12 protein-coding genes are annotated in these 12,424 nt (G+C 49.5%); all 12 read right to left on the reverse strand.

Annotated elements, in window-relative coordinates:
* Positions 1 to 4: 4 nt before the first annotated feature.
* A complete protein-coding gene (locus VJB08_03000) occupies positions 5 to 1,135 on the reverse strand; it encodes a THUMP domain-containing protein (protein ID HLD42930.1) in 1,131 nt (376 codons plus the stop codon).
* Entirely contained in the window at positions 1,132 to 3,576 is a 2,445-nt protein-coding gene (gene gyrA, locus VJB08_03005; GenBank protein HLD42931.1) for a DNA gyrase subunit A, read from the reverse strand. The genes VJB08_03000 and gyrA overlap by 4 nt, the downstream gene beginning before the upstream one ends.
* Positions 3,577 to 3,832: 256 nt before the next feature.
* The gene (locus VJB08_03010; GenBank protein HLD42932.1) at positions 3,833 to 3,988 is read right to left on the reverse strand and encodes a hypothetical protein; all 156 of its coding nucleotides are present in this window, start codon (positions 3,986 to 3,988) and stop codon (positions 3,833 to 3,835) included.
* Positions 3,985 to 4,902, reverse strand: a complete 918-nt coding sequence (locus VJB08_03015; protein ID HLD42933.1) for an SMC-Scp complex subunit ScpB — start codon at positions 4,900 to 4,902, stop codon at positions 3,985 to 3,987. Before VJB08_03015 ends, VJB08_03010 begins: the two co-directional genes overlap by 4 nt.
* Positions 4,899 to 5,537 (reverse strand): hypothetical protein, encoded by a 639-nt coding sequence (locus tag VJB08_03020; GenBank protein ID HLD42934.1) that lies wholly within the window; start codon positions 5,535 to 5,537, stop codon positions 4,899 to 4,901. Before VJB08_03020 ends, VJB08_03015 begins: the two co-directional genes overlap by 4 nt.
* A gap of 475 nt (positions 5,538 to 6,012) precedes the next feature.
* On the reverse strand, positions 6,013 to 6,330 hold the full coding sequence (locus VJB08_03025; protein ID HLD42935.1) for a hypothetical protein: 318 nt from the start codon (positions 6,328 to 6,330) through the stop codon (positions 6,013 to 6,015).
* A 47-nt stretch (positions 6,331 to 6,377) separates the two neighbouring features.
* Positions 6,378 to 8,033: an AarF/ABC1/UbiB kinase family protein gene (locus tag VJB08_03030; protein ID HLD42936.1), complete on the reverse strand. Its 1,656-nt coding sequence runs from the start codon at positions 8,031 to 8,033 to the stop codon at positions 6,378 to 6,380.
* Between the two features lie 226 nt (positions 8,034 to 8,259).
* Positions 8,260 to 8,955: a UMP kinase gene (gene pyrH / locus VJB08_03035; GenBank protein ID HLD42937.1), complete on the reverse strand. Its 696-nt coding sequence runs from the start codon at positions 8,953 to 8,955 to the stop codon at positions 8,260 to 8,262.
* 1 nt (position 8,956) lies between these two features.
* Positions 8,957 to 9,307, reverse strand: a complete 351-nt coding sequence (locus VJB08_03040) for an EamA family transporter (GenBank protein ID HLD42938.1) — start codon at positions 9,305 to 9,307, stop codon at positions 8,957 to 8,959.
* Positions 9,304 to 9,657 (reverse strand): hypothetical protein, encoded by a 354-nt coding sequence (locus tag VJB08_03045; protein HLD42939.1) that lies wholly within the window; start codon positions 9,655 to 9,657, stop codon positions 9,304 to 9,306. Before VJB08_03045 ends, VJB08_03040 begins: the two co-directional genes overlap by 4 nt.
* A gap of 37 nt (positions 9,658 to 9,694) precedes the next feature.
* Positions 9,695 to 11,419, reverse strand: coding sequence for a hypothetical protein (locus VJB08_03050; GenBank protein ID HLD42940.1), 1,725 nt, complete (start codon positions 11,417 to 11,419; stop codon positions 9,695 to 9,697).
* Positions 11,419 to 12,324, reverse strand: coding sequence for a hypothetical protein (locus tag VJB08_03055; GenBank protein ID HLD42941.1), 906 nt, complete (start codon positions 12,322 to 12,324; stop codon positions 11,419 to 11,421). Before VJB08_03055 ends, VJB08_03050 begins: the two co-directional genes overlap by 1 nt.
* Positions 12,325 to 12,424 lie beyond the last annotated feature (100 nt).

The following is a 12,424-nucleotide window of genomic DNA, read 5'->3' on the forward strand; positions in this document are numbered from 1 at the left end:
TCATTTATAAACCTTTATCCTCCATTTTCTGCTCTTTTCTGAACAGCAGGATCCTAAACTCTTTTTTCCCCTGCCAGATAGATCTCCTCTCTTTGATGATGAACTGGCGCTTTTTTGCGGCCTCTTCAACCTTCTCCGGCTTGGGGGTCAGCAGTGCGATAACTCCCTCTTTTCTTAAGATGTATTCTGCAGCGTAAAAGAATTCATTGAGCAGCTTTTCTCCTCCCTTGTCATCCAAACCTTCCGGCAGCCTTGTGATAATCTTGTCTACGCTTTCTTTCTCAAAGCGCGTATCCAGCCATTCTGTCTCAATCTTTGAGAAGCGAATTGCTGAGCAGCCTGCAATCTTTGCGTTCTTCTCAGCAGCACGAACATTCCTCATCTCGGGGTCGGCGGCGGTGATGCCGAGTTGCGGCTTCTTGTACTCTCTATCGATATTCTCAAACCATTTTAGGATTCTTGGCTGGCTTGTTAGCTTTTGCTTCTCGAAAAAACGAACAGGCCGCTCTCTTGCGAGGCATGCCTCAATGGCGATTTCTCCGCTTCTGCAAAATGGATCAAGGATGGTTTCGTCCTTTTTTATCTCTGCTATCCTGCAGAGGGCAAATGCTGTTGTGCCGGTAATGCCTTGAGGGTGTGTGAAAATCCTGTAGGTGCGTTTTCCCAGATCCAGCTTTGTTATGTCCCTGCTTATGCTGATACCCTTGTTGGTGGCTGAAACGAGGATGGTCTGCTCTGGGTTCTCAAGATCCACTTCCAGGATATTCCTGCTTTTGGCCTTGATGCATTCCCCACAACCAGCCTCTATCTCTTTAGCAGTATGCTCAGGATCCTCTCTGGTTAGCGATTCCACCTTAAAGCTTCCCTTGAGCCAGCCCCACCTGCATTTGTTGATCATGCCTCTGGCTTGGTCCAGGATATCGTCGCTCTTTTCTTCCCTAATCAGAAGTTCTCCAATCCGGTGAATACTCTGGGCGCAGTACGCGACCTTCCACACGGCATCTTCGGAGGCGTCAAACACCACCTCTTTCTCATTGATTGTTGCGTGCGCAGAGATTAATTCGCTGATCTCTTTCTCTGCAGCCTCTTCAGCTCCCCTTTGGGTATAGGCAACCGCCTTCAGAACCTTCCTCATTCTGCCTTGACAAGAGCAGCGGAAACCACTTTGTCGCCCTCCTCCAGCTTCATGATCCTGACGCCCTGGGTGTTCCTCCCGATTACTCCTACTCCTGAAATCGGTATGCGGATGATCGATCCTTGCTGCGAGACCACCATCACTTCTTCTTTATCGGATACGCATTTGATGGCTACAACTGCGCCGTTCCTCTCATTTGAAACGATGTCTATAACCCCCGAACCCCCCCGGGAAATGAGCCGATACTCAGAGACAGGCGTCCTCTTTCCGTATCCCTTCTCTGTTATCGTGAGCAGAAACTTGTCGGGGTCTGCCTTGACCATACCAATAACACGATCTTTTGCCTTCAACCTTATGCCTCTGACCCCTTTTCCTGACCTTCCGACAGTCCTAATATCCTCCTCATGAAACCGCACTGCTTTGCCTGCTGCAGTTGCCAGGATCAGCTCAGATTCCTGATCCGTAAGCTGAACGTTCTCGAGCTCATCCTCACTTTCAAGTGTGATTCCGATGATGCCTCCCTGGCGCGGCCTGCTGTACTCTTCAAGCCTCGTCTTTTTTATGATGCCCTTCATTGTTGCCATGACCAGGCAATGCCTGTCGTCGAATTCCTTCACAGGGATGCATGCCGAGAGCCGTTCTCCTTCCTGCAGCTTCAAGAGGTTCGTTATGGCTTTTCCCCGCGCTTGCCTCCCCTCTTCAGGTATTTCCCATACTTTCAGCCAATGCACCCTCCCTTTATTTGTAAAGAACAGGAGATAGCTCCTGCTTGAGCCTACAAAGAGATCTTCAATGAAGTCCTCTTCTCGTGCTGTCGCAGCTATGACTCCCTTACCCCCCCGCTTTTGCTGCCTGTACGCCTCCAACCCCAACCTTTTGATATAGCCTGCGTGAGTAATCGTGATCACATTCTCTTTATCCTCGATGAGGTCCTCTTCGTCAACATCCTTCGCTTCCTCGATAATCTGCGTCCGTCTTGCGTCGCCATACTTTTCCTGGATGTCCCTCAGCTCTTCCTTTATGATTTCGAGGATTCTCTGCTCGCTTGCCAAGATATCTTTCAGATTCTTAATCAGGGTCGTCACCTCTTCCTGCTCCTGCACGACCTTGCCGCTCTCTAGGCTTGTGAGGCGAGACAGGCGCATGTCAAGAATTGCCTGGGCCTGCTTTTCAGAAAGCACAAATCTTTCCATAAGGGTTGCTCTTGCATGATCGGCGTCTTCAGACTTCCTTATTGCCTCAACTACATCATCGATGTTCTGCAGGGCAATGATCAGGCCTGCGAGGATATGGCTTCGCTCTTCGGCTTGCCTGAGATCATACTCTGTGCGCTTCCGCACAATCTCTCTCCGGTGCGCCGCATACTGCTGCATCATCTCTTTGAGGTTCAGGATTTTCGGCTGGTTGCCGACAAGCGCGAGCATAATCACCCCAAATGCAACCTGCAGCCTGCTCCTTGCATAAAGCTGATTCAGCAGGATTTCCGGATCTACCCCCGCCTTCAGCTGAAGAACAATGCGGATACCCTCCCGATCGGATTCGTCGCGTATATCCGAGATTCCCTGGACTCGTTTGTCTTTTACGAGCTCAGCAATCTCCTCAACGAGCTGGGATTTGTTTACCATGTACGGTATCTCCTTTATGACTATTGCGTCCCTGTTCTTGGCTTGCCCGATCTCGGCCTTTGCACGGATGACAATCTTGCCTTTTCCGGTCTGGAACGTCTGATGGATGCCTCGCCTGCCACGAATCAATCCCGCTGTTGGAAAGTCCGGCCCTTTTACGAATTGCATCAGCCCTTCAATGCTAATCTCCGGGTTGTCAATGAGCGCAATCACGCCCTGGCAGATCTCCCTGAGATTGTGGGGGGGAATGTTTGTTGCCATCCCAACAGCAATTCCGCTGCTTCCGTTGATGAGCAGGTTTGGGAGCTTTGCAGGAAGCACTGCAGGCTCAGTCATGGAATCGTCAAAATTTGGGACAAACTCAACCGTCTCCTTTTCGATGTCTGCCAGCATCTCTTCTGCAATGCGGTTCAGCCTGGCTTCTGTATAGCGCATCGCAGCAGGGCGGTCTCCATCAACTGATCCAAAATTTCCCTGGCCATCAATGAGCGGATAGCGCAATGAAAAGGTCTGGACCATCCGGACCATGGCATCATACACCGCAGTATCGCCATGCGGATGGTATTTACCCAATGTTTCCCCGACAATCCTCGCAGACTTCTTATAGGGCCTGTTATGGAGCATCCCCATACTGTGCATTGCAACGAGAATCCTGCGGTGCACGGGCTTTAATCCGTCACGGGCATCTGGCAGCGCCCTTCCCACAATCACTGACATAGAATATGCGAGGTAGGACTTTTTCATCTCCTCTTCAATCAATGTGCTTACGATTCGCTGCTTGGTTGATGCGGATTTTTCTTCAGATTTTTCTTCCATTGTCCTGAGAATTCTCCCTGAATTTCAGTATCAAAGAATGGACAGCCGTATATAAGCCTTTTGGTGGAAAATTGCCTTTATAGGCCGTATATCAAAGAAATTTACGTATTGAGTTGCGTATTGAGGGCTCAGTAGAAAGTCAATTGGCATCAGACTCGCTTGCGCTCGTATTCGTGTATGCTGCCCCCCGAAGTTGGCAACTCTGTCAGCAGTGGTTATGACTGCAAAGAAGCTCGCAAAAATGATGCCGGACTTTCTACTGAGCCGTATTGAGGCTGCTATGCGGCGGGTCCCGGATCAAGGCGCTGCGGCAATCAAAGATCTTCCCGCAATACACACATGCCTTCTTTTTTGGCGCAACTCTTGGCTCGTAGAGCATGGAATTGCTGCATTTCGGGCATCTTACCTTCATTTGCCTTCTCCCCGTGCTGCTTCAAGAATATCTTCTGGCTCCTCGTCTGTCTGCTTTTTGACCTCTTTCCCCTTTCCAACAAGATTCGCCGCACCATCCTCTTCATCCTCGGCTTCAGCATCCTCTTTGCCTGGCTGCTCACCACCTCCAAGCATGTCCTCCACTTTCTTATCGACCTCGTTGCTATCCTCTGCCAGACCTGGCGTTGCGGCCTCAGAATCTTCGTATACTTCCAATCCGCCCAAAGCCTTCTCTGAAAAAATCTCAACTTTCTGGTCCGCTTTCTGATCCGGAGGCGTTGCATCCACAACCTCAACCTTAGGCTGTTCGGGCTGTTCCTGTTTCAGCCTCTGGCTGTGCTCTTTCTTGATATCTTCAATCTCTTTTTCCTTGATCTCAATAAGCCTTGCAAGAGACTCCTGGCTCTTGAATGCCTCCTGCATGTTCTTTTCAGGAATATCAAAGTATTCGTAAAACTTCTCTGAAAGCCTAATCAGTTTTGTCCTGCCGAGCTTCTGCCTGCCGATATATCCGAGCTTCTCCAGTTCATCAAGATGGTTATAGGCCTTGTTCGTCCGCAGACCGATTACCTCTGATTGCTTTACCGGAGCGCGCCAGGCAATCACTGCTAATGTCTCAATTACCGATTTTGGAAGCTCAGTCTCAACACCGAGCTTTCTGGCAATATCGAGAAACTTGTCTTTTACGGTAAGCTTCCAGAATCTCCCCTCCTGGAAAAAGGCGAGCGAGGATTCTTTTTTCCTATACTCTTCCTGAAGCTCCTTCAGCAACGCTTCTGCTTCTTCCGGGCTGAGTTTGCAGATCTTTGCTATCTGTTCAAGCCCCATCCTTTTGCCTGCAGTGAAGAGCGCAGCTTCCAACTCTTTCTTCAGGTCCTCTTTCCTGTCGCTCATACCCCTGCCTCTTTCCTGATTTGCTCTACTTGCATATGATCCTTCTTTATTCTGATTTTGTCTCCTGTACTCTCGAAAAAGCCGGTCTTGACGAGCTTGGCTACGAAGGGGCTGAGCTGATTTTCCGGAATTCCCACTATCTTTGATATCTCCGCCAGTGAGCGCTCTTTTCCCCCAACTGCTATGATAAGGAGGTTCCTCAGCATCGCAAGCCCATTCTCCCTCACCAGGCGGTTTTCAGCGCTGAGGTTTTTCAGCACCATATCCATCTGGTGGATCCTCTCAAGGAGGCTTGCCATAATCTCATTGTAATCCCGTATCTTAAATGAAAGATTTTCCGGCCTGAGCACATCCAATGATGCAGGCATATAATCAAAGCAGAAATGCGTAAGCGCTGCCTTGTCAGAGAAAAGAATTTCGAGCTCGGCAAACGTGCTCCATAGCTGCTCCTGCTGCACTGGCTTGAACAGATCTCCCTTGAATACCTTCATTTTCGGGTCGTCCTTGATCTGCTTGATAACCTGCTTCATGGTATCTATGATATGTTCCTTCGGCTTTCCGACAATCTGGAGGGTAGCCCTGGCAAGGATGCAGCCTTTTTCGAGCTGCTCGTTGAGAATCTGTTTGTTCTCCATGACCTTTTGGTATACCCTTGCTTATAAAAATCTTTCCAGCCAATGGTGGCATTGAAAAGTCATGCAATGCCCTTTGTGAGCCTTCTATTCAAAGTACAGAACAGCGACAAAGGGGTTGCTCCATACGGAAAATGTCGATTCCCATGAGAGTATGCGCAAGGCGAAGTCGGCATTGCCGAACGAAGTGAGCAACTTTTCAATGCGACCCAGCCAACGGCTCTACTGAAACCCCCGGCAGTGCCCATTTGCGAGGCTTCTCCATGACTAACGGCGCATCGACAAGAAGGCTGTCTCATCCGGAGAATGTCGATTTAAATCCAAGGCATTCCGAGCCGAGCCTGGCACTGCCTGCGAAGCGTTTCAGCAGAGCCCAGCCCAGAGCGCTATTGAAAAGCCATGCAACGCCAACTTGCGAGGCTTAAGAGCAACCGCTTCCCTCGAGCAACGAATTACTCAACCCAGCATCACACAGAAATTATCTCTTTTTCTTTCTTCGTATCTTTCTTTGCCTGCGTTTTGGCTTTCTCCGAGCCTCAGCCAATGCGCGTTTCCAAACAGCTTTCGCAGCCGGAACAGCACGCGATGCCATCTGTCTTGCTTTTTTCCGAAGAACACGCTTTGCAAGCTTGCCTTCTTTCCTTGCGACACTCTTTACAATGCTTATTGCTCTCCTTTCCTTTTTGCCGATTCCTGTGAAGCGCAATGTTTGCCCTATCCCTTTAGCCACCTTGTGCTTTGCTGCTGCGGCAAGCCGCCTGCCAAATCTGATTCCCCTTCGAATATGCTTGAGCACGGCATTCACCTCTTTTTTACTCTTTTTTGGAATTATCTTTTATAAACCTATCGATTTTCCCTCAAGATTGATGTGATCAGCATGAAGCCGAGTATTCCCGCGGCTGAAAAGCTCACGAAGGAAATTGCAGAAATTCCTGCAATCTGCACCTGATCAAAGCTGAAGGTCAGCGCCCCTGTAATCAGGAACCCCGTTATCAGCAGTCCATAGCTCACCCGGTTGCTCGAGCGATCAATCTCCACAGTCAGTGTTCTGAGGTCCTTGTCAATTGTCTGGAGCCTTACATCAGCTTCTCTGAAGTTTCTTACGAATTCACTTGCCCGCTCTGGAATATTCACAATGAATTCCCTGAAGTTGTAGGCCTGCCGGCGGATGTTCTTTATGATTGCCTGCGGGCTTGTTCTCCTCTCAATTGCCTTTTTGACATAGGGCCTTGCCTCTTTCACAAGGTTGAACTTTTTGTCCAGGGTGAGGGCGACTCCTTCGAGCGTAATAATGGCTTTGCCCAGGAGCACAAAATCCTTTGGCAGCCGGACATTGTCCTTTCTTGTAAGATCGACCAGCTTGTGGAATACTTCCCCTAATCTTATCTTGGACAATTCTGTGTTATAGTATTCGCCCAATGAATCAAAAAGATCCTGTTTCACAACCTCTTTGTCAATGGACCCTTCCATCATATTCAGGTCCATAATCGCATCAGCGATTCCATCCAGGTCTCCCTCAATCACGTTAATGAACAGCCAGGACATTTTTTCACGCATTTTTGGATGCATGACTCCAACGATCCCAAAATCCAGAAACGCAATCCTGCAGCTGTCGATGACAAATATATTGCCAGGATGCGGGTCTCCATGGAAGAATCCATACTCAAATATCTGCCTGAAAACGGCATTGACCAGGTTCCGCAGAACCTTCTTGCGGATATCCGGGTCAGCCCTCTTTATGAGTGCGCTGAGGCGCGTGCCTTCGATGCGCTCCATCATGATGACGTCTGCCGTCGTTCCGCTCCAATAGACCCGGGGGATTTTTACATTCGGATCGTGCAGGAAATTGGTGTAGAACCTCTGGATGTTGTGCGCCTCTCTGGCATAGTCCAGCTCTTCTTCAGTGTACCGCTCAAATTCTTTGACTATCCCGGCCATCTCTATAGTCCCAACCGGATAATGCTTGTCGATAAGCTCGGCAAAGTGGAACATGATATCGATATCGGTACGGAACGTCTTTTCGATTCCGGGTCTCTTTACCTTTACCACCACCTTCTCGCCTGTCTTCAATGTAGCCTCGTGCACCTGGCCGATGGATGCTGCTGCAACAGGCTCCTGCGAAATGCTCCTGAAGACCTGCGAAAGCGGCTTTTTGTACTCTCTCTCAATAATCTCCTGCACCTTTTTGAACGGGAACGGCCGGACATTGTCCTGAAGATTCCTGAACTCGTCGCAGAACTCCTTTGGGATCAAATCCTGGCGAATGCTGAGCAGCTGGCCAAGCTTGATGAATGCCCCCCCGAGGTCTTCGAACACCATTCGAATCCGCTCTGGTTGCGTGTCTTTTTCTATGAATCTCTCAGCCTGGAACCTCCGGGATGCAGGAAGGTACTCCTTTAACCGCAGCCTTTCAAGAAGGTAGCCGAATTCATGCTTAAAGAGGACATTAAGAATCTCTTCAAACCGAGCCAAATCCCTGATATCCTGCGTTACACCCATGATGTTTTTGCAGGGGAAGATTGTTTATAAAGATTGTTATTACCCTTTCGGTTCCCTCACTGACACTTTTCTGCGAGCTGTTGGGACAAAAGAAACCCCCTAATCCAAAAATTCTTATTGAAAATTCGCCGGGTGGAAAACCCAGCCCTTCAGGGCGAATTTTCAATCCCGAAAACCGCACGATCAAAAACCCCGACCTTTAGGCCGGGGATTAGTGCGGTTTTCGTTATTCTATCACGGTTCCTTTGAACGGCGCGCCTTTGAGGTAATCCTTCAGGTTTTCAAGATCCGTTCCATTCATGATCACTACCCGGATATTTGCTGCCTGGGCCTCCTTGCATGCTTCGGGATCAAAGGGCAGGTTCATGCCAGCAACCCATTTATCCCCAACAATCTTCCTCATCTGATCCCAGCTCAGGCGTTCAAGCTTTTTTGCATCGTGGTATCTCTTGGGGTCTTTGTCATATACATACTCTATGTCAGAGAGATTCACTACTGCGCCAGCCCCAAGATTCTTTGCAAGCAGCACTGCATCCTTATCTGTGCTTGATCCTGGAAGCCAACCTCCTGCTATGATGATCTTTCTGTCGGTGTCGATAGGCTTTGTTGGATTGTAGATGACCCTTTCATACGCCTTATCCCCGAAGATTGCCCTGAGCATCTCTGCATTCAGCCAGGTCGAGACAATCCCCACCCAGTCGAGATCAACCTGTTTAGCTTTTGCAACCCTTTTTGTTGCATTGATGTAGTCCCTGCAGGTTTTGCCGCCGCCGCAGACGATTGCAACTTTGGATTCCTGGCTAAGCTCCAGAACAAGATTTCCGAAACCTCTCAGGAAGGCAACATTCACTCTCTCGGGAACAATGATAGACCCTCCAAGCGAAAACACCATCACTCTTTTCTCATTCCCATTCTCTGCCATGTTACTTCCCCATACCAATCAGTGCAACTCCAACCACAATCAAGCCCACTCCAATCCATTTTCTCCGGTTCATCGATTCATTTAAATATTTAATGGAGAAGAGCTCAACCCACACATAGGTTGTCGCAACAAGCGGATACAACACTGAAAGCTCGCCGTATTTCAGGCTCGCAATAAATACGACGGTCGTGAGGACGTAGATCGTTCCCCCCATAAGCAAGGGGATATTCGCCACCTGGTCAGCGATCCTGAAATTAAACTTTGCTGATCCTTTCTTGATCAGCAGCGCAGCCAGGGCTCCGAAGACTGATGCAACCAGCACCGCAATGACTGACCCGATTGACGTTGTCATGCTCTCCCAAGGCTTATAAGCGTAATCCCGGCGATGATGGAAGCCACTCCTCCTATCTTGAAGATGCCCAGGGTCTCGTTAAAAAAAACGACCGAGAACAGGCTCACCCAAACAAATCCTGTTGCAATAATAGGGTATATCACGCTGAGCTCCCCCCTCTGAAGGCTGAGCAGCAGCAGCAGGGATGCAAGGAGATACACTGCAAGCCCGGATATAAGAGTTCCATTGCCAATGGTCCCTGCGACGGAAAATCCGAATTTCTCAGACGCCATCTTGAATAATATCTGGCCCGTAGAGGTGAGGGCTGTAGCCAGCACAATCAACACGATAGCAATTGGTTCTGTCTTCATCCTTTGTGCTCTTTTTTAACTCCTTAATCCGTTCCTCTCACTCCCTGAGAAGAATCTCCAACACCTTAGCATACGCTGGCCGGGAGATAAAGACACCGATGCTTACCCCGATAATCGTGGTGATCGCAAATCCCCTCAGGAGGCCGGCGCCAGCGAACATCAATGGGACCATGGCAACGACCACTGTAAAGTACGCTCCCATAATGATGAAGAACGCGTTCTTGAGGCGGCGCTTCCAGTCGTAGATCTCCTGGGATTCCCCAAGCAATATCTCATCTGCTATCATGATAAGCTGATCGACTCCGGTTCCCACAGAGACGATAATCCCGGCTATTGAAGCCAAATCGATATTCCAGCCAATCAAGGCAGCGACTCCCAGCATAATCACGACCTCAACAATGATATTCACCGCCATCGGAATCAGGAGCGACATCCTCCGGTATCTTGCATAGATGACTGCGCTCACTGCCAGCAGGGCGGCAATTCCCATCCAGAGGGTGCTCTTCAGGAACTCTTCACCAAGCAAGGGGCTGATAGTATCGGCTTTTACAACATTCAGCTTTACAGGAAGGCTTCCTGTGATGAGGAGCGTCTGGAGCTTCTTCATGCCCTGCAGAGCATTCGTCGTTGCTTCCTGCTTGGATGCTCCGCCAGCAGAGCCGCTGATCTGGATGTCTGTCACTTCCCTTCCCTTAAGGTCTGCAGCGATGCTCAATGAGTCAACCTGGCTGTTGTCAAGGAAGAGAAGCAATTCTTCGCTCAGGTATCTCTGGCTTCCTTCAGTCACAATGCTGAGTTTTTCTGTAGCCTGGGCCTGCTTCTTTGCAGCATCAGGGCTCAGGGTTATCGAGAACCGATAGCTGCACGCCCACAGGCCGCTTTCTGTAATCCCGCAGCCCCTGGCTGGGTCTATGCCTGCGCATTCTGCGCTCCTGCATACATACGTAATGTCCTCTCCTCCTTTGAAGACGGTCTCATTGCTGATCTTTGCCTCAAATTTCCCCTGCTTTCCAATAAGATCCCTTACCTCCTCTTCGTTTGCTCCGGGGATTTCCACTATTGCAAGCAGATTTCCATCAAGATCGCTTGCTGAGCGGAGCACCACGTCACTCAGCCCGAAAACATTGAGGCGCTGCTCCATTGTTGCGATGACATCAAGCATATACGCTTCGCTCACGGCCTCTTCAGGCTGGAGTATGACGCGAACGCCTCCCTGAAGATCAAGGCCTTTCCTAATGTTCGTGACCGGCGCATCAAATATCCTCAATCCAATATCTTCTGCGCCAAGGACCTCCCGTTTTATCTTTGGAACTCTGATCACTCTTTTGATGGTCCTATTAATCTCCTGCACTGTTCCGTCTATTGTCTCATTTACTGCGATGCTCTCTTCAATCACCCGATCCTCGCTTTCGTTCAGCTCTGTGGTGTTCACCTTTTCCTTGACCCTGAGCTTGTACAGCTTTTTGCCTGTCTTGATGTTAAGGGTCTGGTTTGGCTCTAATCCACTGATGAGGCTATAGTACTCAGCTTCCGATCTTATGGGATTATTGTCTATTGACACAATCCGCTCCCTTCCCATCGGCCAGATACTGCTGGGTGGGTTTTCGATACCAGCAATTGCGGCTGAGCTGTTCGGGGTTACGCTTCGTATGGCAACGCCCTGGCTGAAGGGATTCGGAGATATAGCTACGATCGCGAGGATCAAAACAATCCCCATGATAATAACGCGTATATTCTGGAAGATCTGCTTTATCTTTCCCATTAGGCCCTCTTTTTCATATACATGCTGATGATTGCCGCATTTTGCAGCCAGGTGGCAATAAAATCGACAACAAGACCAATGATGATAATCACCATGATCTGGCGAATGACCTCAGATTGCGAGAAGGCAAGGCCTGCAATGGCGGCAGCCAGTGTTGTGAGGCTGAGCGTCGAGCCGGTCTTCATAGCTCCCAGTATCCTGTCCATGACGCTTCCCTGCTGCCTCCGCATGACGCGCGTTGTAAGGAGAATATCTGTGTCTACGCTGTATCCTATGAGCATGAGAAATGCCGCAATTCCGGCTGTTCCGATCTTCATGCCGAGGATGTTGGTTATTGACATGGTGATGACAATGTCGGAAAACGCCGCGAGAATAACAGCAAGGCTGGGAACAAATGTTCTGAAATAGATGGCAACCACAATGGACATGAGGACAAAGGCGATGAGCATCGCCTTGAGGGCCTGCTTAAAGAATGCAGAACCTAACGAACTTCCGATGATTTCAACAGAGAATGCATCCCTGTTCATATTCAGATTCCGTTCTATCGCGGCGAGCAGGAGTTCCAGATTCCCCTCCTTTTCCGGGTCCACAGAGCTCTCGATGATATATCCAAGCTGCGCTCCTGCAGCAGAGAGCCTCCGCACTGAAACCTCATAGGCAATGGCTCTGCTGATTGAATCTTGAATCTCGTCAATGCTAAATTCCTGATTTGTGGGAACAGTGACTGTAAACCCACCGCGCAAGGAAACCCCCCTGTGCAGAATCTCTCCGGTCTGGCTGAACTGGAGCCCTATCTGGATCAATGCAATAAGAAGAAGGATGTTCGGGATGAGCCACAGGATATGGAGCTTTTCCTCGTATACTCTCCTCAGCTTCTGCAGCATCCCTTTCTGCCCTTCTGCCATGCAAGAGTCAAGAAAAAAGGTGTGTTTAAAAAGTTATTGGGCTGGTGCCATTGAAAAGTTGCTAGCTTCGCTCGGCAGCGCCAAGTTCGCCATGCGCAGA

The organism is Candidatus Nanoarchaeia archaeon (genome assembly GCA_035290625.1).
Classification (GTDB): domain Archaea; phylum Nanobdellota; class Nanobdellia; order Woesearchaeales; family DATDTY01; genus DATDTY01.

Coding starts and splice junctions, on each gene's coding strand:
- VJB08_03010 (HLD42932.1), bottom strand. CDS start 3,988: ATGAAGGTAAGATGCCCGAAATGCAGCAATTCCATGCTCTACGAGCCA.
- VJB08_03030 (HLD42936.1), bottom strand. CDS start 8,033: ATGGGTGTAACGCAGGATATCAGGGATTTGGCTCGGTTTGAAGAGATT.
- VJB08_03050 (HLD42940.1), bottom strand. CDS start 11,419: ATGGGAAAGATAAAGCAGATCTTCCAGAATATACGCGTTATTATCATG.
- VJB08_03015 (HLD42933.1), bottom strand. CDS start 4,902: ATGAGCGACAGGAAAGAGGACCTGAAGAAAGAGTTGGAAGCTGCGCTC.
- VJB08_03045 (HLD42939.1), bottom strand. CDS start 9,657: ATGAAGACAGAACCAATTGCTATCGTGTTGATTGTGCTGGCTACAGCC.
- VJB08_03000 (HLD42930.1), bottom strand. CDS start 1,135: ATGAGGAAGGTTCTGAAGGCGGTTGCCTATACCCAAAGGGGAGCTGAA.
- gyrA (HLD42931.1), bottom strand. CDS start 3,576: ATGGAAGAAAAATCTGAAGAAAAATCCGCATCAACCAAGCAGCGAATC.
- VJB08_03040 (HLD42938.1), bottom strand. CDS start 9,307: ATGACAACGTCAATCGGGTCAGTCATTGCGGTGCTGGTTGCATCAGTC.
- VJB08_03020 (HLD42934.1), bottom strand. CDS start 5,537: ATGGAGAACAAACAGATTCTCAACGAGCAGCTCGAAAAAGGCTGCATC.
- VJB08_03055 (HLD42941.1), bottom strand. CDS start 12,324: ATGGCAGAAGGGCAGAAAGGGATGCTGCAGAAGCTGAGGAGAGTATAC.
- pyrH (HLD42937.1), bottom strand. CDS start 8,955: ATGGCAGAGAATGGGAATGAGAAAAGAGTGATGGTGTTTTCGCTTGGA.